The sequence below is a fragment of the Streptomyces sp. NPDC051567 genome (assembly GCF_044454165.1).
GTDB lineage: Bacteria > Actinomycetota > Actinomycetes > Streptomycetales > Streptomycetaceae > Streptomyces.
In genome coordinates, this window is record NZ_JBITDK010000037.1 from 1 (window position 1) to 20,256 (window position 20,256).

Sequence of the window (20,256 nt, forward strand, 5' to 3'; positions counted from 1 at the left end):
GGGAACTACCCGACCGCGCCGTCGGGCACCCTGCCCACCCCGCGCCCCACGACGCCGAGGCCGACCACGCCGACGACCCCGACGGCGCCGAAGCCTCCCACCACCCCGCCCACGACCCCTCCGACGACTCCCCCCACCACACCCCCGACGACCCCGCCCACCACCCCGTCGGTCCCGCACCTGAACGAGCTGGAGCTGCTGAGCGGCGGGGCCCCGAAGGCCGAGGCCGGAGGCGCCTTCGCCGAGACCACCCGGGTCAAGGCGACGCTCAGCGACGGCAAGCCCGCCGCCGGGCGGCAGGTTCACTTCGTGGTCGATTCCGACACCACCGGCGGCACCGGCTTCGGCATGACCCGTACCAAGTACGTGGCGGTCATCACGGGTGCGGACGGCATCGCGACGGCGCCCGGTCTCACGGCGGGCCCCAAGGCGGGCACCTTCACCCTGCGGGTAGCGGCCTACGATCCGACGCGCAAGCTCACCCTGAACCTGACGGGCACGGTCACGGCGAAGCCCGCCCCGGCCCCCGTCGCGGACCTGCTGGTCAGGACCGACGGCACCAAGCCGCTGGAGGCCGTCGCCGGTACCTCGGTCAAGGGCGTCGAGTTCCTGGCCAAGGCGGCGGGCAAGCCGGTCGCGGGGACCAAGGTCACCGCCGGCCTGGGCACGAGGAACGCGGACGGGACCTGGGTCCCGGCGGACCCGGCGAAGGCCAAGGTCCCGTACTTCAAGGGCAAGGACGACAAGCCGCTGACCGTCCTGGAGCTGCCCGCGACCACGGCGGACGGCAAGATCGCCCTCCCGGACCTCCTCACCACGGACGTCCCCCCGGGCACCTACACCCTGCGCCTGGTCACCCCGGAAAAGGTCACCCTCTTCCTCACGATCACGGTCACCGCTCCGACCACCCCCACCCCCACGGCCTCCACCACCCCGTAACCCCGAACCACGCAACACCCCCGATGGTCCCCGCCCCCACCAGTGGGCCGGGGACCATCGCATGTCCGGGGCCCGGGAACCCACCGCTCCCGGAGGCCGGGCTCCGCCCGGCCCACCCCGCCCGGGGGTCTACCCCGGTTGGCCGGGCTCCGCCCGCCCAGGGCCCCCGCGCCCCGGGGGCGGAGCCCCGTCGGGGCCCCGGGCTTCGCCCGGGACGGGGACGGCCGGGGGGGGGGGCCCCCCCGGGGGGGGGGCGCCCCCCCCCCCCCCCCCCCCCCCCCCCCCCCCCCCGCCACCCACCCGGGAGGGGAAAGGCAGGAGCCCCGCCGCTCTGCTCGCGCAGAAGGGGACGGGGCTCCTTGGGTACTGCAATATCCAACCGCGATCCGGTTGGCCCAGGCGACTAGACCGGGGTGACGTTCTCCGCCTGCGGGCCCTTCGGGCCCTGGGTGACGTCGAAGTTCACCTGCTGGTTCTCCTCCAGGGAGCGGAAGCCAGCGGCGTTGATCGCGGAGTAGTGGACGAAGACATCCGGGCCGCCGCCGTCCTGGGCGATGAAGCCGAAGCCCTTTTCAGCGTTGAACCACTTGACGGTTCCGGTAGCCATGAGCCCTCCTATGGGCCAAAGGGTCGCCCTGCTCCAGAACCTGCTAAGAAGTCTGAAAACTACAAAAGCCTGCGGGTTACATGCTCCGCAGGCTTCGTACTGCAAGGGAAACCAAACTGCAACTTGCGTCGAGCCTAGCACGCACCCTCGGGGCGAGACCAGAGGGAAAGATCACGTCACCCGGACGTTTGAGACCCGTCGCGAGGCTGACGCCGGAACGGGGGCTAGTCTCGCGATGTGGACGTCTACCGCAGCCGGCCCCGCGTCGGCCACATCCAGTTCCTGAACTGCCTTCCCCTCTACTGGGGCCTGGCCAGGACCGGCACACTGCTCGACCTGGAGCTGACCAAGGACACCCCCGAGAAGCTCAGCGAACGCCTGGTCGCGGGCGAGCTGGACATCGCCCCGATCACCCTCGTGGAGTTCCTCCGCAACGCCGGCCAACTCGTCGCCTTCCCCGACCTCGCGGTCGGCTGCGACGGCCCGGTGATGTCCTGCGTGATCGTCTCGCAGGTGCCCCTGGAACGGCTGGACGGCGCCCGCGTCGCCCTCGGCTCGACCTCGCGGACCTCCGTACGCCTCGCCCAACTGCTCCTTTCCGAGCAGTACGGGGTCCAGCCCGACTACTACACCTGCCCCCCTGACCTGGGGTTGATGATGCAGGAGGCCGACGCCGCCGTACTGATCGGCGACGCCGCGCTGCGCGCCTCGCTCCACGACGCCCCCCGGCTCGGCCTGGCCGTGCACGACCTGGGGCTGATGTGGAAGGAGTGGACCGGGCTGCCGTTCGTCTTCGCCGTCTGGGCCGCCCGCAAGGAGTACCTGGCCCGGGAGCCCGCCGTCGTCGCCAAGGTCCACGAGGCGTTCCTCGCCTCCCGGGACGTCTCCCTGGAGGAGGTCGCCAAGGTCGCCGAGCAGGCCGCCCGCTGGGAGGCGTTCGACGCCGACCTGCTGGAGCGGTACTTCACCACCCTGGACTTCCGCTTCGGCCCGGAGCAGCTCGCCGGCGTACGGGAATTCGCGCGCCGCACGGGACCGACGACGGGATATCCCGCCGATGTCGTCGTGGAGCTCCTGGGCGCGACCGTTCCGGTCCGGTAACACGGTTACCGCGCGGTTTATCGGCCCTTTACCGGGAATTCGCGTTCTTTTCACCTTTCCGCCCGGGGACGGGGAAACGGAAGCCTGCGGAAGGCGGCGGAGGGCAGGTGAAGGCGACGGAAGACGGCGGAAGACGACGCGGCGCCGGGGGAAGGTGAATATGCCCGCCCGAATCCTTCCGCCGGCCCTGGCGTAGGCTGGATCGGTCCGGACCTTGACACACCGCCGAAAGGTGACGTACCGGTGACCGACCAGGCCGCTCTCCAGTCTGTCCTCGACCGCGCCGCCGCAGGGGGCCGGATCACCCAGGAAGAGGCGCTCGACCTCTACCGCCACGCGCCGCTGCACGCGCTCGGCCAGGCGGCCGACGCGGCGCGCCGCCGCCGCTACGCGGGCACCGAGCACATCGCGACGTACATCATCGAGCGGAACATCAACTACACGAACGTGTGCGTCACGGCGTGCAAGTTCTGTGCCTTCTACGCGGCCCCCAAGGACACGAAGAAGGGCTGGTCCCGCGATCTCGACGACATCCTGCGCCGCTGCGCGGAGACGGTCGAGCTCGGCGGCACGCAGATCATGTTCCAGGGCGGGCACCACCCGGACTACGGCGTCGAGTACTACGAGCACCATTTCGCGGCCATCAAGAAGGACTTCCCGCAGCTGGTCATCCACTCCCTCGGCGCGTCCGAGGTCGACCACATGGCCAGGATCTCGGGCGTCTCCGCGGAGGAGGCCATCGCCCGCATCCACGCGGCCGGTCTCGACTCCTTCGCGGGCGCGGGCGCCGAGCTGCTGCCCGCGCGTCCGCGCAACGCGATCGCCCCGCTCAAGGAGTCCGGCGAACGCTGGCTGGAGATCATGGAGATCGCCCACCGGCTCGGCGTGGAGTCCACCTCCACCATGCTCATGGGCACCGGCGAGACCAACGCCGAGCGCATCGAGCACATCGCGATGATCCGCGACACGCAGGACCGGACGGGCGGCTTCCGGGCCTTCATCCCGTACACCTACCAGCCCGAGAACAACCGCCTCAAGGGCCGGACCCAGGCGACGGTCTTCGAGTACCTGCGCATGATCGCGATCGCGCGGCTCTTCCTCGACAACATCGCGCACGTCCAGGGCTCCTGGCTCACCGTCGGCAAGGAGGCGGGCCAGCTCTCGCTGCACTACGGCGCGGACGACCTCGGCTCGATCATGCTGGAGGAGAACGTCGTCTCCTCGGCCGGTGCCCGGCACCGCTCCAACCGCCAGGAGATCATCGACCTGATCCGCAAGGCGGGCCGCACCCCGGCGCAGCGCGCGACGACGTACGAGCACCTGCTCGTGCACGACGACCCGGCGAACGACCCGGTGGACGACCGCGTGGTCTCGCACATCTCCTCCACGGCCATCGAGGGCGGCACCGCCCACCCCGAGCTGAAGCTCATCTCCTCGACCTGATCCCGGTCCTGACGCCTGTCCCGCTCCCTGTCCTGACCGCCGACCTGTGACCGCCCGGGGCCACCGCCGATGCTGACACTGCACACCGCCGAGTTCCTCGTCCCCGGACCGGGCGCCGCACCGCTGGCCGGCGGCGCGGTGCTGGTCGAGGGCGACCGGATCGCCCGCGTGGGCCCGTACGAGGAACTGGGCGCGGCCTGGCCGCAGGCCCGGACCCGCCGCTGGCCCGGGGTCCTCACCCCGGGGCTGCTGGTGCACGGGGCGGACGTGCTGCTGGAGCGGACGTACTACCCGGACGACCGGGAGAGCGCCGAGCTGGGCACCGCCCCGATCACGGGCCGGGCCGCGCTGGAGGTGCTGGGGACGGCCGAGGCGCGCTGGGGCCACAGCGCCCGGCGCGGTACGCAGAAGCTGCTGGCCCGCGGGGTGGTGGCGGTGACCGGCCGGTTCACGGTCCCGGCGGTGCGGACGGCGTTGTCCCGCTCGGGCCTGACGGTCCTGCCCCCGCCCGACGGCCTGCCCGGCCTGCCCGGCCTCCCTGGTCCCTCCGGTCCTCCCGACCTCTCCGGACCGGCCGGGCACGCCTTCCACGGGGTCCTGGAGCCGGGCGCCCCGGCCCGCTTCGCCGTCTTCGCGGTCGCGGACCCGGCGGAGTTCACGGCCCGCTCCGCGGACACCTGCGTGGCCACGGTCATCGGGGGACGGCTGCTGCACCGCCGCCGCTGACCGCCGCCTCCTGGACCGGCCGTCCCCCTCGGCGCACGTCCTGGCGTCCTTCCTGCCGTACGTCCTCACGGGCGAGGGCGGCCAGCAGGCAGGTCTGGAGGCGGCTGATCCCGCCCAGCTTCGCCCGGATGTTGACCACGTGGAACTTGACCGTGGAGACGGACAGCCGCAGCTCGTCGGCGAGTTCGGCGTTGGAGGCCCCGGTGGCCAGGGAGCGGAACACCGCCGACTCCTGCTCGGTGAGCCGGGCCCGCTCCGGCGCCTCCCGGGAGGTCCGGGACGGGAGCCCGGGGCCGCCCGGTTCCTCGTACGCGGGGAACCACGCGGGGACGTTGAAGCTGACGACGCGCACGGTACCCACTCCTCGGACCCGGCCGGTCCCCGGTACCGGCCTTCGCCCTAGGGGACGCTCGGGCCCGACAGGTAGGTTCCGTTCGCGTCGTACGGCCAGGCGTTGGAGCGGCAGCCGAGGAGTCCCTTGATCTGCTGCATCATCGCGGGCGCGGGCTTGCCGGGGCCGGGGCAGGTCTCGTGGCCGCGGCCGATCTCGTGGCCCACCTCGTGGTTGACGATCAGCGCCCGGTACTCCTCCACCGAGCCGCTGAACTGGGGAGATCCCTCCATCCAGCGTTTGAGGTTCACCACCACGGTGTGGCCGGCCCGGCAGTTGGTCTCGCCCTTGAGCGAGGGGGTGACCACATCGCACAGCCGGTCGGTGGTCGTGGGCGTCGCTATCTTGACGGTGAAGTCCACCAGTTGCCCGGCCCCGGCCAGCTGGAAGCCGTACGCCGGGTTGCGTATCCAGCCGCGCGGGTCCCCGAGGACCGCCTCGACGGTGCGGGCGGCGGTGTTCGGGTCGATCCCGCTGCCCTGCTCGGCCTCGACGCGCCAGCGCAGCGCGGGCCCCTTGCCCTGTACCCGGCCGGAGACGGTGGACGCGGTGAAGATCCCGGGCCCGGACGCGGGGACGGACGGGCCCGCGGAGTGCTTCGGCGATTCCGGGGCGCCGGGCGAGGGGTGCCCGGGCGGGGCGGAGTGCGCGGCGCCCGCGCCGGGCGAGTGCTCGGCCTCGGCGCCCCGGCCCGGCTCCGAGGATGCCTTGACGGAGGGGCTCCCGCCCGACGGCGTGGTCGGGGACAGCGCCGCCCGGCCGTCCGCGGAGGTGGTGGCCCCCTCCCACGGCGAGGCCGTGTACACGGCGACGGCCGAGAGCCCGGCCACCGCGACCGCCGAGCCGAGGATCGTACGGCGCAGCCGTAGGCGCCGCTCGGCCCGGCGCCGGGCGCGGGGTCCTCGGGAGGAGCGACCGGTGGAGCGGCCTGCCGGCATGGTGAAGCCCTTTGTTCGTTGTGGTCACCGGGTGTGACCCCGTACCGGCCTGAATCGGCCTGAACCAGCCCGTGTGCCGGACTGAAGTGGTCGTCTGTGATCGGCACCGGTCCGGTGTGATCCTGAACAGTCTGCCCTGCATCCGAAGCGGCCCGGTGCGATCGGCTGCGGTCCAGGGGGTGGTCCAGGGGTGGTCAGGGGTGGTCAGGGGCGGGTCGGAGGCGGGCCGGGAGCGACCCATGGGTGGTTCCAAGGATGGCTCAGGGGTGGATCGGGGGTGGCCTGAAACAGCCCCTGGTGCCGTCCCGTGCGGCCCCGTTCCGTCCCGTGCGGTGACGTCGGGTGACGTCCGGTGACGGTACGGCGGTCCCCGGGCCGGGCTCACGCCAGTCAACGTGCCCGCGCGGGCACCGCACAACTGGCCGTCGGGCCAGTTGTGCCCCGGCGGCGGCGGACGGCCCGCGCCTGAGAGGATGGGCCCGTACCAGCCGACCGCACACCGAGGGGCCACCGCCAGTGACAAGGGCTTCCCTGGACAAGCAGCCGCACGAAGTCGCCTCCATGTTCGACGGCGTGGCGGCCAACTACGACCTCACCAACGACGTGCTCTCCCTCGGCCAGGCCCGCCTCTGGCGCAAGGAGACCGCCAAGGCGGTCGCCGCGCGCCCCGGCCAGCGCGTCCTGGACCTGGCCGCCGGGACCGCGACCTCCTCGCTGCCCTTCGCCGCGACCGGTGCGTACGTCGTCCCCTGCGACTTCTCCCTCGGCATGCTCCGCGAGGGCAAGAAGCGCAACCCCTGGCTCCCGCTGACCGCCGGGGACGCGACGAGGCTGCCGTTCCAGGACGGCGTCTTCGACACCGTCACGATCTCCTTCGGCCTGCGCAACGTCCAGGACACCGACGCCGCCCTGCGCGAGCTGTACCGGGTGACCAAGCCCGGCGGCCAGGTCGTCATCTGCGAGTTCTCGCAGCCCACCTGGGCCCCCTTCCGCACCGTGTACACCGAGTACCTGATGCGCGCCCTGCCGCCGGTGGCCCGCGCGGTCTCCTCCAACCCCGACGCGTACGTCTACCTCGCCGAGTCCATCCGCGAGTGGCCCGACCAGCCCGCGCTCGCCGTCCTGCTCCAGAAGGCCGGCTGGTCCAAGGTCGCCTGGCGCGACCTCAGCGGCGGCATCGTGGCCCTGCACCGCGGCGTCAAGCCCGCCGGGTAGCGCGGGTGGACTACCAGGGGCTGCTGGAGCGGATCGCCTCCGACATCGCCCCGCTGGTGGGCGGCGGCACGCCCGCCGAGTACATTCCGGCCCTCGCCTCCGTGGACCCCGGGCAGTTCGGCATGGCCCTCGCCGACCTCGACGGGAACGTCTTCGGGGTCGGCGACTGGCGGCTCCCCTTCTCCGCCCAGTCCATCACCAAGGTCTTCACCCTGGCCCTGTCCCTGGCCGAGGGCGGCGACAGCCTGTGGGAGCGGGTGGGCCGCGAGCCCTCCGGCAACCCCTTCAACTCGCTCGTGCAGCTGGAGTACGAGAACGGTGTCCCGCGCAACCCGTTCATCAACGCGGGCGCCCTCGTCGTCACCGACCGGCTCCAGACCCTGACCGGCGACGCGAGCAGCGAACTGCTGAAGTTCCTCCGGGAGGAGAGCGGGAACCCGGGCATAGGGTTCGACGGCGAGGTCGCCGCCTCCGAGCAGGAGCACGGCGACCGCAACGCGGCCCTCGCCCACTTCATGGCCTCGTACGGCAACATCGACAACCCGGTGCAGACCCTGCTCGACCACTACTTCTGGCAGTGCTCCATCGAGATGAGCTGTGCTGATCTGGCCCGCGCCACCCGCTTCCTGGCCCGGCACGGGCTGCGCGCCGACGGCTCCCGGCTGCTGACGCGCAGCGAGGCCAAGCAGATCAACGCGGTGATGCTGACCTGCGGGACGTACGACGCGGCAGGCGAGTTCGCCTACCGCGTCGGCCTGCCCGGCAAGAGCGGGGTCGGCGGCGGGATCGTGGCCGTGGTCCCGGGCACGTGCACCCTGGCGGTGTGGAGTCCGGGGCTGGACCTCCACGGGAACTCCGTCGCGGGTGTGGCGGCCCTGGACCGGTTCACGACCCTGACGGGCCTGTCCGTCTTCTGACCTGTTGACCTTCTGGCCTGCTGACCCGGCCCGCCATCCGCGTCACTCCGGCCCCGTCACTCCGGCTGGAGCGTCAGCGCGTAGCGGCGGGCGTACCGGAGGCCGCTGGGCAGCAGGAAGCGCTCCGCCAGGGTCATCCCCAGCCGCTCGGCCACCGCGATCGAACGGACGTTGGCATCGTCGATCATCGCCACCACGTGCGGGACCCCCGTCTCCCGCAGCCGCTCCAGGGTCGCCACCGCGGCGGCGTACGCGTACCCCTGCCCCCAGTGCGCGCGCCCCAGCCGCCAGCCGATCTCGATCTCCCCGACCGGCCCCCACTCCTTCTCCCGGGGCCACGGCTGCGCGCCGGTGAACCCGATCACCGTGCCGTCCCCGTCGAGCAGCGTCCACAGACAGTGGCCGAGCTGTGCGTCGTGCATCCGCTGGCGCGCGGTGAACTCCATGTACGCGGACAACTCGGCGGGACCGCCGAGGAACTCCATGACGTCGGGGTCGTCGAAGACGCGGTGCCAGGCGTGCGCGTCCTCGTCGGTGGGCACACGGAGCTGGACGGTGGGGAGCGGCCGGGTCGGCGAGGTGGTCATCGGGGCAACCCTTCGGATCGTGATCTCTCTCGCTGCATAGACTGCACACGTCCCGTGCCGTTGGGCACCCCTTATCGAGCCTTCGGGAGACCCCGCAGTGACCGAGCCCCTCTCCGAACACTCCGCGGACGTGATCGTCGTCGGGGCCGGGCCCGCCGGCTCGACCACCGCCTACTACCTCGCCAAGGCGGGCCTGGACGTCCTGCTGCTGGAGAAGACGGCCTTCCCGCGCGAGAAGGTCTGCGGCGACGGCCTGACCCCGCGCGCCACCAAGCAGCTCGTGGCGATGGGCATCGACGTCTCCGAAGAGGCGGGCTGGCTCCGCAACAAGGGGCTGCGGATCATCGGCGGCGGGCAGCGGCTCCAGCTCGACTGGCCGGAACTGGCCTCGTACCCGGACTACGGACTCGTCCGCAAGCGCGACGACTTCGACGAGACCCTCGCCCGCCAGGCCCAGAAGGCGGGCGCGCGGCTGTACGAGCGCTGCAACGTGGGCGAGCCCGTCCGCGACCCGCGCACCGGCCACATCACCGGCGTGCGGGCGAAGGTGGGCGAGGAGAAGACCCCGGTCACCTTCAGCGCCCCGCTGGTCGTCGCGGCCGACGGCAACTCCTCGCGGCTGTCGCTGGCCATGGGCCTGCACCGGCGCGAGGACCGCCCGATGGGCGTCGCGGTGCGGACGTACTTCACCTCGCCCCGGCACGACGACGACTACCTGGAGTCCTGGCTGGAGCTGTGGGACCGGCGCGGCGCCCAGGACCGGCTGCTGCCCGGCTACGGCTGGGTCTTCGGCATGGGCGACGGCACGTCCAACGTCGGCCTCGGCATCCTCAACTCCTCCTCCGCCTTCAAGGAGCTGGACTGGCGCGAGGTCCTCAAGGCGTGGTGCGCGTCCATGCCCGAGGACTGGGGGTACACCCCCGAGAACATGACCCAGCCGATCCGCGGCGCGGCCCTGCCGATGGCCTTCAACCGGCAGCCGCACTACACCAAGGGCCTGCTGCTGGTCGGGGACGCGGGCGGCCTCGTCAACCCGTTCAACGGCGAGGGCATCGCGTACGCCATGGAATCGGGCCGGATCGCGGCCGAGGTCATCGTCCAGGCCCACGCCCGCGCCACCCCGGCCCAGCGCGAACTGGCCCTGCACAACTACCCGAAGGTCCTCAAGGAGACCTACGGCGGCTACTACACGCTGGGCCGCGCCTTCGTGAAGCTGATCGGCAACCCGAAGGTCATGAAGATCGCCGCCCAGCGCGGCCTGACCTACCCGGTCCTGATGCGCTTCACCCTGAAGATGCTGGCCAACCTGACGGACCCGACGGGCGGCGACGCGATGGACCGCGTCATCAACGGCCTGAGCAAGGTGGCCCCGAAGTCCTAGCGCGGCAGGCCGCACGGGCCGGGGCAGGCCGGGGTTCGCCCGGCCTGGGGCGGCCCGGGGCGGGCCGCCTGGCGGCTCGGCCGCCGCCCGGCACGCGGCTGGGCAGGGGTGTGCCGACCGGGCCCTCAGACGTTGACGATCTTCACTTTCGGCGATCCGGGTAGTTCCTCGGCGGCCTTGCACAGGGCCGGGACGTGCGACTTGTCGGAGGTTACGAGCAGTACCGGGGGCGCGCAGAGCGCGGCTGTGGCGACCACGAGTGCGTCCACGAGACGTTCGTGTCCGTCGAGGCCCGAGATGTCCAGGAGTTTCTCTGCCGCATCCGTCACCGCGTCGCTGACCGGCTTCACGTCGAACCGGGACAGCAGGAACTGGAGCCGCTTGGCGGCCTCCCCGCTTCGGCGTACTTCCAAGGGGGTCAGAGCGGACAGTGCCACTCTGCGGCCACTCTGCTGGGCGATCTCGATGCGCGCACGCATCCCCTCGTCGCCGTCGACGTGCAGTGAAAGCCCTTGGGCGTCAAGGACGAGTGTGCCCTCGCTCTTGGCCTTGATCTTGAGTCGTTTGCTCACCATTCCTGTTCCGCTTGCCGTCGTGCTTCTGCGGAGACCGGGCCGAATGCCTTACGGTCGGCTGCGACGACCTCGCGGAGCTTCTGCGCGGCGAGCCACTCCTCCAGGGCTTCGGCCACGACGGAGGAGAAGCCGTTCTTGCCGGTGCGCTCCTCGACTTCCTTGATCAACGACTGGGCCAGCGAGACCGATCTCTTACCGGCCCGCTCGGCGGCCTGGTGGGCTACGTGGCTGCTCATACCTAAAACGTAGCACCGCCGGTAGGAAGAAGTCCTGTGGGCTTTGCGCACGGGGTCGCCGTCGACGGTCCGTTTCCGGCGCGGGTCAGGGGTCAGGGGCAGGTGGTGCGGGTGTAGAGGGTGACCTGGCCGCCCTTCAGGGCGGTCCGGTGGCACGCGGTGAAGTGCTGCTCCAGGACCTGGCGTTTGACCAGTTCCTCGGGGTTCTTGTCCAGGGGCTGGCCCGCCGGGTCGCTGAGGACGACGACCCTCTCGGCCCGTGCCAGGCGCTGACGGATGTCCGGGGCGGTCCGTTCGGTGCCTTGCAGGGTTCCCGACGCGACGGGGCCGTCCTTGAGGGCGATGTCCGACAGGCCGCCGAACTGCCCGGGGTACGAGAGCATCCACTCGCGCCGCCGGGCCGGCGTGAACAGGACGGCGTCGGCGTCGCCGTACCGGGCCAGCCGCCCGGCCTCCCGGGCGATGGCGGTGACGTCGTCCTTGCGGCTGTCGGGCGTCCTCATCTGCAAGGTGACCGGCAGCAGGGCCGCGGCGGACAGCAGCACCATGACACCGGCGGCCGACGTACGGGCGGCCCGTCCGCGCAGCGCCGGAACCTGCCGGGCGCGGTCCGTCAGACGGACGACGGCCGCTCCGACGAGGAGCGCGAGGCCGACGGCGCTGTAGAGGACGTAGCGGTCGACGTACATCGGTTCGTGGACCGCGGCGAGCAGCAGGGCCGCGGTGGGGGCGAGCGTGAGGGGCAGGGCGAGCCGGGGGAGGGTCACCGCCCTCCCGGCCGGGGCCGGGTGCGCGTCCGGCCGCGACGGGTGCCGGTCCGGCCGGGACAGGTACCAGGCACAGGCCGAGGCCAGGGCGGCGACGCCACCGATCTCGAACCATTCGCGCAGCTTCGGGTTGCCGATCCAGGACACCTGCCCGGACTGGCCCGCGCTGAGGACGACCAGGGGCAGCAGGGCGACGGCCACACCGGCCGCGGCGACCGCGAAGCACCGTCGGCTCGCGGCGGGCACGGCGGGCACGGCAGGCACGGCGGGGGACCGGTACAGCGTGATGCCGTGCGCGAGGAGGGCGAGGACGGCGAACTCGTGCAGCAGCGAAGCCGCCAGCACGGTGGCCCCGTAGAGGAACCAGCGAATCCGCCGTGACGTGCCCCGTGCCGACGTGCCGTCGTCCGTCAGGGTGACGAACAGGTAGGTGGCCAGTGCCACGAGGGCGCACACCATCGCGTAGGAGCGGCCCTCCTGCGCGTACATCTGGACCTCGGGCGTCACCGCGAACACGAGCCCGCTCACGAGCCCCACCGCGGGGCGGGAGGTCAGGCGCAGCGCGATGCCCGCCACCAGCCCGGCCGTGACCGCGACGGCGAGCACCGAAGGCAGCCGCAGCGCGACCAGGCCGCCGTCCCAGACGCCGAACAGGGCGTGCATGAGGACGTAGTAGAGGCCGTGCACGGCATCGGCCTGGCGCAGGAGGTCCGCGATCTCGGGCAGGCTCCGGTGCGCGACCTGGTAGGTGACGGACTCGTCCCGCCACATGCTGCCCTCGCGCGTGATGCCCCACAGCCCCAGGACGAGGGAGAGGAGGGCGGGGACGAGGGCGGGGACGAGGAGGGGGCCGAGGACGGGGAGGGCACCGCGTCCGCCTTCGGGTCCGGGTCCGCTTCCCGGTCGGCTTCCAGGGGGCCGGGCGGGGGCCGCGGGTGAGCCCGTCGCGGCTTCCGGCGGGAGGGCGGAGCGGTCTTGCTCTTGCAGTTCGATGACTCCTCCGTGGAACGGGCGGAACGAGCGCACCGCGGGCGCTTCCTGCGTGGTCGAACACAGTACGCGAGTGGCGGTCACCGGACGGATGCCCGGACGGTGGGGCGGACGGGGGGCGGACGGTGGGGCGGACGGGGGTCCGGACCGGGTCCGGGCGGCCAGCCGCCACCCGTTACCCGCTACCCGCCGGCGAGGACCTCGCGCGCGTTCCTCAGGTACTGGTCGTTGGCCGCCTTCAACGCGGCGAAGTAGTCGGCGTCCGCCCGGACCGCTTCCTCCTGAAGTCGCTTCTCGGCCCCGAACCAGACCGCCACGAGCCCGGTGCTCTCCTTGCACGCCACGTCGTCCCGCGCGGTCCGTTCCTCCTCGCCGGAGGCCGGTGCGTCCTCTTCCCGGTCGGCCCACCGCGCGTCGTCGCCCGTCTCCTTCGGGGAGCCGTAGGCGTGGCCGCGCTCCTTCATGCAGGCGCTCCACCGGCGGAACCCGTCGGTCACCGCCGGGTCGCGCTGGGCCGCCTCGTAGGTGTCGGCCTTCGCGTCGTTGAGCTTCGCGAAACTGGCCGTCGCGTTCCTGGTCAGCCGGTCCTTGGCCTGCTGCCGGCACTGCTCGGCGGGCTCGCGGGCCGCCTGGGGCGTCCGGGCGTCCCGTTGCCGCATGGCCTCGACGGCCTCCCGTACCGGGGCCGGGGCGAGGAGGTCCGGCGGTGGGCGGTAGCCGTAACGCCGCGCCACCTCGGGCTCGATGACCCCGTAGTGGAGCCGGTTGCGCCATGCGTCGTCGACATCCGGCAGGGGGACGTCCGCCCACGCGTGGCCCCGCTCGCCCATGCACGCGCGGATCAGCAGGTCCGTGGCCCGGTAGGTCAGGTGCGTCTCGCTGTCATTGAGCAGATAGGCGCTGAAAGGGAAGGCGAGGGAGCGGGCCTGGGGCGCCGGTTCGGGCGGGGGGAAGGCTTCGGCTTCGCTCTTCTTCGGAGGGGCCGCTTCCGCCGCACAGCCGGACAGCAGGGCTGCGGCGACGAGAACGGTGGCGAGGCGTCTGCGGGTCATCGTCATCTCCTGGTCCTGGTCCTGGCCATGCTCCTGCTCCCGGTCCCGGTCCTGGCTGTGACTCAGCGGGGGGCGCCGAATGAGGCGCCCCCCGCTGAGTGGTGCTGCTAGAAGCCGTTCAGCGAGCTGGCCTTGTTCGAGAACGCGTTGTTGCCGAAGTCGCCGTCGTTGCTGTTGGCCTGGAGGTAGTAGGACTGGCCCGAGTACCCGGCGTCCGCGTACAGGAAGACGCGGTGGCTACAGCGGTTCCTGGCGGAGTTGGCGTCGTCGTTGGACGACTGACCGTTCGACCAGTTGTTGTTGTTGAAGTTGGCGTCATTGGCGGAGAAGGTGCGCGAGCCGTCGTTGTAATTGGCGGTCTGCCACAGGGTGAAGCAGGCAGCCTGCGTGCCGCTCTCGGCGGCCGTGGCTGCCGGGGATATGACAAAGAGGCTGGCACCGGTGACAGCGGCCAGGCCGAGAGAAAGGGCGATCTTGCGCATGGAAACCACTCCTTCGTTGAGTCCGGCGAAGGCGCCCGCCGCTACGGGGGGTGGGAGGGGGAACTCCACATGGTCCCCGGGTAGTTGCGGTCGCCGTGCATGACGAGATTCAACGTGGCAGGAATGCAATGGTCAATGGTTTTCTAAAATCAGGACATGCTGTTGACTTGTTTATGTAAAAACGGCGCGTCGAAGTGAAAGATCTGCTTTAATGCCCTCTTTCATTCGGGAGGGGGCATTCGTTGAATGGCAAACGGTGAATGACGGCTCTTATTGAACACTAAATGACAGACCGGGTCGAGCGACTGGCGCCGGCCGGGCCACGGACACCGTTCCGGCAGGTGGCGCCACTGCGACGACGGCGACGAGGCGTCCACGGAGCGGACCGGTGGACGGCTGCCCCTGGAGGCCCGGTAATGGAGGCCCGGTAATGGAGAGGACTCTCCGCCGGAGGCGGTGTTACGGTCCGCGCATGACGAAGCGTGTGCCGTTCACCGGTGGTGAGAAGGAGAGTCTGCACGTCAGCCTGGACCGGCACCGCGATGCGGTGCTGTGGAAGCTCGACGGCCTCGACGACGAACAGTTGAGACGACCGATGACCCGGTCAGGGACGAACCTGCTGGGCCTGGTCAAGCACCTGGCCGCCGTCGAGTACGGATGGTTCTGCGAGACCTTCGGACGCGAGACCGAGCCGCTCCCGTTCGATCCGGACGACGAGAATGCCGACCTGAGGGTGGAGCCGCACGAGACCACCGCGGACATCGTGGAGTTCTACGGCCGGGCCCGAACCGCCGCCGACAAGGTGATCGGCGAGCTCACGATCGATGAACTGGGCACGGCCTGGTCCGGAGAGACCGTGTCGATGCGCTGGGTGCTCATTCACATGGTCGAGGAGACCGCACGGCACGCGGGCCACATGGACATCGTGCGCGAGCTCATCGACGGGGCCACCGGCGACCACCTCCGGGACTGACCCGCCGGCCGACCCGCCCGCCCGGCCGAACGCCGCAAGCCGCGCGCCACCACCGCCCACACGCCAAACGCCCCGCCGGTCGAGGCACGGGGCGCTGTTCTCGGCCGTCCGCGAAGGAGTCTCTAGACCAGGTGGTCGAACTCGCCGTTCTTCACGCCTTCGATGAAGGCGGCCATCTTGGCGCGGCTGGTCGTGATCGTGCTGCTGGGATCGTCGCTCTCGCGCATCATGATGGCGCCCTCGTGCAGGGTGATCTCGACGCAGTTCTCCCCATTGCCCCCGGAGAAACTCGACTTCTGCCATACGATCGGGCCGGTTGTGCTCGTGTCCATGTCTCTCACATTTCCCGTGCGATGGAGTGGATGAATTTTTGTGATTCGGCTTCGTTCAGGGAAGCTTGACCGGCGATGTCAAGGAGGGTGTTGTACTTCCTCAGATCGGCCTCCGCATCGAGGAACTTGCCGCCGAATGATGAGTCGATCTGTACAGTGTCGAGTTTTGGCACCACCCCATGTGCGTACATGATCGGATGGGTCACCTCGATGAACTTCTCGTTCGTGAACGGAATGACGCGAACCGTCACGAACGGCAAGTACGAGACCTCGATGAGGTGGTCGAGCTGCTCGCGGGTGACCTTTCGGCCACCGAATCTCATCCGCAGCGCCGCTTCGTGCAGGATCGCCTCGTAGGGAGGCGGCGACGGGCGGTCGAAGAAGGCTTTCCGTTTCAGGCGGTGCTCGACGCGCGCTTCGATCTCGTCCGGCGGCAGTACGGGTGTCGCACCTCCGAACAAGGTGCGCGCGTAATTCTCGGTCTGGAACGGCCCGGGCATGGTGGTGGACTGCATCGAGCGAAGCGCCGTCGCGTGCGTCTCCAGTTCGGCGATGTCCAGCCAGCCGGGCGCGAGGATGCCCCGGAAGTCGTCGAACCAGTGCGTTCCCCTGCGCTCCGCCGCTATCGCGCACAGGGCGTCGAGCAGTGCGTCATCGTCGCACTGGTAGAACGTCGCCAACCGGCGGATGCGTTCTTCGCTGATCCCCAGGCGGCCGGCCTCGATGTTGCTGATCCTGGCCGCGTCGGTGGAGAGCAGGCCACCGGCCTCGCGCGCGGTCCTGCCGGCGCGCTCGCGCAACTTCCGCAGCTCAGTGCCCAAGCGGACCTGTCGGGCGGTCGGATTGTTCCTCGGCGGCATGCGTTCCTTCCCTCGTCGCCCTTGAGTCTGCCGGTAACGGCCGTAGGGGTCCACCTGCACCCGTTAGAGGTACATGGCTGTACCGGTGCAAGGTTTTACCCTATGGTCCTGGCAACACCGCGTCGCACGCCGGTAAGACCGAAGTGCAGCCGCTGGCAAGCCCGTTGGGCGTGCTGCCTGGGGTGGCCATTGCCACGGACGGCGCGACGCGAGGTCCCTGCCGCGTTGGGAGACGAGTGATGACGACCCACCCCTTAGCGCCTTCCGCGTCACCGTCCGGGCCGGGCGTGGAGCATCGGTTGACCACGCCGAACAGCGCGACCGCGGCGAAGCTCGCCCGTGACTTCGTCGCGTCCGTGCTGCGGGTCACCGGGCACCCGGGGCTCGTCGACGCCGCGATCTTGTGCACGTCCGAGGTGGTGGCCAACGCGCATGTGCACACCGGGACGCAGCGCATCGTGATCGAGGTGTCCGTCGGCCACGACCGCGTGACCGTCCGGGTGCGCGACGACTGCACTCCGCCCCGGCCCGTTCCCGCCGACCGCTGCCCGCCGCGCGACGAACACGGGCGCGGGCTGATGCTCGTCGACGCCTGCGCCGACGCGTGGGGGTCGAGCCTGACGGGGGCACGGACCAACACGGTGTGGTTCACGCTCGTCGTGAACGGGAGAGGTTCGGCGGAGCGAACGGCCGCAGGCCACCCGGGCGGGGCAGCGGCAGGGCAGGGCAGGGGCAACGTGACGGGTGACGGGTGACGGGTGACGGTCAGACAGGCGGCGGCGTCGGCCCACCGGGCCCGGCCGGGTCCTCCCCGGAGGGACTCCCGCCAGCGGGGTACGAGGTCCCGCGCGCGGGGTCGGGGAGGCGGTGGGCGGCGCGTACGGAACGGGCCACCAGGACCAGGCCGCAGAGCAGCAGCACCGCCGAGGCGGTCCAGCCCAGGCCCAGCGTCAGCGGGTCCCCCGGCTTCTGCCAGGGGCGGGTGGTGGTCAGCAGCCAGCCGCCCACCGCGAGGAGGAAGAGCCCGAGGGCGGCCGGGGCGGCGGTGCGGTCGCCGGAGCCGGGGTCCTCGTCCTCGTGGACCGGCTCTGTGCTCACGGACCGCTGCCTTCCACTCCACACTCGTACGCCGGGCGCGCCACCCCCATCCTCGCAGGGCCGCGTACGGCCCGCCCACGCCCGCCGGTCGCCCCGGAGCACGAAAGGCCGGAGGGCCGGTGCTCCGCCCGGGTGGGGGAGTACCGGCCCTCCGGCCGTGACGCGGCAGGGGCAGGGCACGCGCGGGCAGCCACACGTGGGCGTACGGGCACGTGCGCGTACGGGGATCACGGGCCCCGGTGGCCGCGCCGTGCCGAGCGGTGGCCGTGCGCTGCCGTCGCCGGGGTTCCGTGAGCAATCCGTGCGGACCCGTGGGGACTCCGGCCGGGCAGGGGCCGGGGCAGACGGGTACCGGCCGGGATCAGAGGACGCGGACGGCGCCCGTCGGGCGGTCGTAGTCCAGGGAGCGCTCGACGATGCCCGTGTTGGAGTTCTGCGCGCCGACGAACTTGCCGCCGCCGACGTAGATGGCGACGTGGTACGCGTTGCCCTTGGCGCCCCAGTACAGGATGTCGCCCGTCTGGAGGGCGCTCAGCGAGACCGGGGTGCCGGCCATGGACTGGTCCTGGGACAGGCGCGGCAGGGAGATGTTGGCCTGCTTGAACGCGGCCCGGACGAGGCCGGAGCAGTCGAACGAGTACGGGCCGGTGCCGCCGAGCACGTACGCCTTGCCGACCTGCGCGCGGGCGAAGTTCACGATGGCGGAGGCGGAACCGGTGGTCGGGGCGGTGGCGCCGCTGCCCTTGCCGCTGTTCTTGGCGGGGGTGGAGCCCTTGCCGGCCGTGGAACCCGAACCGGAGGCGGAACCGGCAGTGGAACCGGACGCGGAGGTGGACGTCAGCGAGGTGCGGTCCGCGTCGCGGCTCGCGCGCTCGGTCTCGGCCTTGCGGTCCGCCTCCTCCTTCGCCTTCTTCTCGGCGTTGGCGAGCTGCTGGGCGTCGGCCTTGGCCTGCTTCGCCTCGGCGGCGGCGCCGGTGCGGGCGCTCTCCTCCTGGGCGTTCAGCTCACCCTCGACGGCGGCGGCGCGGGTGTTCTCGGCGGCGGTGGTGACGGCGGAGGAGACCTCGGCGGCCAGGTCCAGTTCGAGGACCGGCATTTCGAGCGTCTTGTCGGTCACGGGCTCGGCGGACGGGGACGCGCTCGCCGTGCCGGCCATGGCCAGGGTGCTGAGAACGCCACCGGCAACTCCGGCGCGGACCGCGAGCTTCGAAGCGCTGAGGCGGGGCTTCCGGTGGCTGGGTATGTGAGCGGTGTGGGACATGGGTCAACCGCTATCAGGGGGATGTGGTCCACATCAAGAAACGTGTGCTGCGCCACAGTTGTGTCCGGACAGTGCTCATGAGGCGTTCAGCGGCTCTTCCTGACACGGCAACGGGCTCATCGGACACTCCGTCACAAGGCTGTGATCATGGCTTTTCGGTAATAAGTCCGAATTGATCCTCGATCTACCACCCCACCGCACAGATGGCCAAGCCCCCTTTTGGCGGCGCGAATTCGATGTGTCGCAGGTCACACGGCGCGTGCCGCGCCACGGCGGTGGCGCGACCACGACTCGGCTACGGCCCGACAGCCACCCGTTCACCCCCCGGTCGCTCCCCGGCCCCCGTCCGGCCGCGACCCGCCCGCCGCCTCGCGGGCGCCCGGCCGGCCGTGAACGGCCGCTCGTGAATCGAAGCGCATGGAGTACGCGGGACGGGTGAAGTGTACGGAGTGCTGCGCGGTGCGCACGGAGCGTGCGGGGCGCACGGGCGGATCGGCGCGACCGGTGACTCCGTCGGCTCCGCGGGCGGGCCTCCACGCACGCGCCCGGGCCCGTGCCCGCATCACGCCCGCCCCGCGTCCACTCCCGTACCCCCGCCCTCCCCCGACCGGGCGAGGTGAATCGCTTTACCACCGCCGCCGTCCCATCACCAATTTGCCTGCACTGGCCATCATTTGGTAGGGCGACGCCTCTCCTACCTGCGGTAACGATCCTGGATGTCACCTTTGGTGATCATGTGCATGCTTCGTGTACGTAGATCACCGCTCATCGGACTTCATGATCCTTCGTCAGGTGGTGGAGATCACAAACGCGTTGTTGTTACCCGTGTCGCAGATCACAGACGGCCGGGCATAAGATGCGCAGCAGTCCGGCTTGTGAACTGCCTCACATGTACACGATCTTCGCGAGGCGGGACACTCCCCGGCTACCTCCCCCAGACGCCGTCCGGGGGGACCCCCTGGGAGGTGCCCCCGGCCGGCACGGCGGTCCAACGGTCAAGGACGACTGGAAGGAGCGAGGAGCGTGAATGCGTACGCGCCCATCCTCGTGCTCGGCGCCCTCGGCGCAGGGTTTGCGATCTTCTCCGTGGTCATGGCCACGCTGATCGGCCCAAGAAGGTACAACCGGGCAAAGCTTGAGGCGTACGAGTGCGGCATCGAGCCCACTCCTGTGCCGGCCGGCGGCGGCCGTTTCCCCATCAAGTACTACCTGACGGCGATGCTCTTCATCGTCTTCGACATCGAGGTTGTCTTCCTCTACCCCTGGGCCGTCACCTTCGACTCCCTGGGGATCTTCGGGCTCGTCGAGATGCTGCTCTTCGTGCTCACCGTCTTCGTCGCCTACGCCTACGTCTGGCGCCGCGGCGGCCTGGAATGGGACTGAGG

22 protein-coding genes and 1 pseudogene are annotated in these 20,256 nt (G+C 71.1%); 10 read left to right on the forward strand and 13 right to left on the reverse strand.

Annotated elements, in window-relative coordinates; all coding sequences use genetic code 11:
- Positions 1-939 (forward strand): annotated as a pseudogene (locus ACIA5F_RS28020) (hypothetical protein); the annotation flags it as partial.
- Positions 940-1,342: 403 nt separating this feature from the next.
- Here the strand turns inward: ACIA5F_RS28020 and ACIA5F_RS28025 are convergent.
- Positions 1,343-1,546 carry a cold-shock protein gene (locus tag ACIA5F_RS28025; protein WP_014144190.1) on the reverse strand — a complete coding sequence of 68 codons (204 nt, stop codon included), beginning with the start codon at positions 1,544-1,546 and terminating at the stop codon, positions 1,343-1,345.
- 237 nt (positions 1,547-1,783) lie between these two features.
- On the opposite strand from ACIA5F_RS28025, the gene ACIA5F_RS28030 reads away from it, so the two are divergent.
- The 3 genes from ACIA5F_RS28030 to ACIA5F_RS28040 all read left to right on the forward strand — a co-directional run bounded on the left by ACIA5F_RS28030 (position 1,784) and on the right by ACIA5F_RS28040 (position 4,816).
- Positions 1,784-2,647: a menaquinone biosynthetic enzyme MqnA/MqnD family protein gene (locus ACIA5F_RS28030; protein WP_399357698.1), complete on the forward strand. Its 864-nt coding sequence runs from the start codon at positions 1,784-1,786 to the stop codon at positions 2,645-2,647.
- 243 nt (positions 2,648-2,890) lie between these two features.
- Positions 2,891-4,090 carry a cyclic dehypoxanthinyl futalosine synthase gene (gene mqnC / locus ACIA5F_RS28035; RefSeq protein WP_399357700.1) on the forward strand — a complete coding sequence of 400 codons (1,200 nt, stop codon included), beginning with the start codon at positions 2,891-2,893 and terminating at the stop codon, positions 4,088-4,090.
- Positions 4,091-4,159: 69 nt separating this feature from the next.
- Positions 4,160-4,816, forward strand: a complete 657-nt coding sequence (locus ACIA5F_RS28040) for an imidazolonepropionase-like domain-containing protein (RefSeq protein WP_399357702.1) — start codon at positions 4,160-4,162, stop codon at positions 4,814-4,816.
- On the opposite strand, the gene ACIA5F_RS28045 is transcribed toward ACIA5F_RS28040, so the two are convergent.
- Together ACIA5F_RS28045 and ACIA5F_RS28050 are read right to left on the reverse strand one after the other, a co-directional pair.
- Positions 4,782-5,168 carry a response regulator transcription factor gene (locus tag ACIA5F_RS28045; protein ID WP_399357704.1) on the reverse strand — a complete coding sequence of 129 codons (387 nt, stop codon included), beginning with the start codon at positions 5,166-5,168 and terminating at the stop codon, positions 4,782-4,784. The two genes, ACIA5F_RS28040 and ACIA5F_RS28045, sit on opposite strands and share 35 nt — an antisense overlap.
- 47 nt (positions 5,169-5,215) lie before the next feature.
- A complete protein-coding gene (locus ACIA5F_RS28050) occupies positions 5,216-6,145 on the reverse strand; it encodes a DUF3152 domain-containing protein (RefSeq protein WP_399357706.1) in 930 nt (309 codons plus the stop codon).
- Positions 6,146-6,661: 516 nt separating this feature from the next.
- Here ACIA5F_RS28050 and ACIA5F_RS28055 point away from each other — a divergent pair.
- Together ACIA5F_RS28055 and ACIA5F_RS28060 are read left to right on the forward strand one after the other, a co-directional pair.
- Positions 6,662-7,360 carry a demethylmenaquinone methyltransferase gene (locus ACIA5F_RS28055; protein ID WP_399357709.1) on the forward strand — a complete coding sequence of 233 codons (699 nt, stop codon included), beginning with the start codon at positions 6,662-6,664 and terminating at the stop codon, positions 7,358-7,360.
- 5 nt (positions 7,361-7,365) lie between these two features.
- Positions 7,366-8,277 (forward strand): glutaminase, encoded by a 912-nt coding sequence (locus tag ACIA5F_RS28060; RefSeq protein WP_399357711.1) that lies wholly within the window; start codon positions 7,366-7,368, stop codon positions 8,275-8,277.
- A gap of 56 nt (positions 8,278-8,333) precedes the next feature.
- Here the strand turns inward: ACIA5F_RS28060 and ACIA5F_RS28065 are convergent, their stop codons facing one another.
- The gene (locus ACIA5F_RS28065; protein WP_399357713.1) at positions 8,334-8,864 is read right to left on the reverse strand and encodes a GNAT family N-acetyltransferase; all 531 of its coding nucleotides are present in this window, start codon (positions 8,862-8,864) and stop codon (positions 8,334-8,336) included.
- A 97-nt stretch (positions 8,865-8,961) separates the two neighbouring features.
- Between ACIA5F_RS28065 and ACIA5F_RS28070 the strand changes: the two genes are divergently transcribed.
- Entirely contained in the window at positions 8,962-10,245 is a 1,284-nt protein-coding gene (locus tag ACIA5F_RS28070; RefSeq protein WP_399357715.1) for a geranylgeranyl reductase family protein, read from the forward strand.
- Between the two features lie 125 nt (positions 10,246-10,370).
- Here ACIA5F_RS28070 and ACIA5F_RS28075 read toward each other — a convergent pair whose 3' ends face one another.
- From ACIA5F_RS28075 to ACIA5F_RS28095, 5 genes are all read right to left on the reverse strand, one after another.
- A complete protein-coding gene (locus ACIA5F_RS28075; protein WP_399357717.1) occupies positions 10,371-10,820 on the reverse strand; it encodes a DNA-binding protein in 450 nt (149 codons plus the stop codon).
- Entirely contained in the window at positions 10,814-11,056 is a 243-nt protein-coding gene (locus ACIA5F_RS28080) for a hypothetical protein (RefSeq protein WP_351507774.1), read from the reverse strand. The genes ACIA5F_RS28075 and ACIA5F_RS28080 overlap by 7 nt, the downstream gene beginning before the upstream one ends.
- Positions 11,057-11,148: 92 nt before the next feature.
- Complete coding sequence (locus tag ACIA5F_RS28085) at positions 11,149-12,849, reverse strand: protein O-mannosyl-transferase family (RefSeq protein WP_399357719.1); 1,701 nt, start codon at positions 12,847-12,849, stop codon at positions 11,149-11,151.
- 146 nt (positions 12,850-12,995) lie between these two features.
- Positions 12,996-13,865 (reverse strand): hypothetical protein, encoded by an 870-nt coding sequence (locus ACIA5F_RS28090; RefSeq protein ID WP_399357721.1) that lies wholly within the window; start codon positions 13,863-13,865, stop codon positions 12,996-12,998.
- A 107-nt stretch (positions 13,866-13,972) separates the two neighbouring features.
- Entirely contained in the window at positions 13,973-14,416 is a 444-nt protein-coding gene (locus ACIA5F_RS28095) for a hypothetical protein (RefSeq protein WP_399357723.1), read from the reverse strand.
- A 403-nt stretch (positions 14,417-14,819) separates the two neighbouring features.
- Here ACIA5F_RS28095 and ACIA5F_RS28100 point away from each other — a divergent pair, with 403 nt between their 5' ends.
- Positions 14,820-15,320, forward strand: coding sequence for a DinB family protein (locus ACIA5F_RS28100; protein ID WP_399357725.1), 501 nt, complete (start codon positions 14,820-14,822; stop codon positions 15,318-15,320).
- A gap of 122 nt (positions 15,321-15,442) precedes the next feature.
- On the opposite strand, the gene ACIA5F_RS28105 is transcribed toward ACIA5F_RS28100, so the two are convergent.
- Positions 15,443-15,652, reverse strand: a complete 210-nt coding sequence (locus tag ACIA5F_RS28105; RefSeq protein WP_399357727.1) for a DUF397 domain-containing protein — start codon at positions 15,650-15,652, stop codon at positions 15,443-15,445.
- A 5-nt stretch (positions 15,653-15,657) separates the two neighbouring features.
- Entirely contained in the window at positions 15,658-16,512 is an 855-nt protein-coding gene (locus ACIA5F_RS28110; protein ID WP_399357729.1) for a helix-turn-helix domain-containing protein, read from the reverse strand.
- Between the two features lie 299 nt (positions 16,513-16,811).
- On the opposite strand from ACIA5F_RS28110, the gene ACIA5F_RS28115 reads away from it, so the two are divergent.
- Positions 16,812-17,267, forward strand: coding sequence for an ATP-binding protein (locus ACIA5F_RS28115; protein WP_399357731.1), 456 nt, complete (start codon positions 16,812-16,814; stop codon positions 17,265-17,267).
- Between the two features lie 10 nt (positions 17,268-17,277).
- Here the strand turns inward: ACIA5F_RS28115 and ACIA5F_RS28120 are convergent, their stop codons facing one another.
- Positions 17,278-17,610 (reverse strand): hypothetical protein, encoded by a 333-nt coding sequence (locus ACIA5F_RS28120; protein ID WP_399357733.1) that lies wholly within the window; start codon positions 17,608-17,610, stop codon positions 17,278-17,280.
- A gap of 361 nt (positions 17,611-17,971) precedes the next feature.
- Positions 17,972-18,871 (reverse strand): C40 family peptidase, encoded by a 900-nt coding sequence (locus tag ACIA5F_RS28125; protein WP_399357735.1) that lies wholly within the window; start codon positions 18,869-18,871, stop codon positions 17,972-17,974.
- A gap of 1,023 nt (positions 18,872-19,894) precedes the next feature.
- Here ACIA5F_RS28125 and ACIA5F_RS28130 point away from each other — a divergent pair.
- A complete protein-coding gene (locus ACIA5F_RS28130; protein WP_399357737.1) occupies positions 19,895-20,254 on the forward strand; it encodes an NADH-quinone oxidoreductase subunit A in 360 nt (119 codons plus the stop codon).
- Positions 20,255-20,256 lie beyond the last annotated feature (2 nt).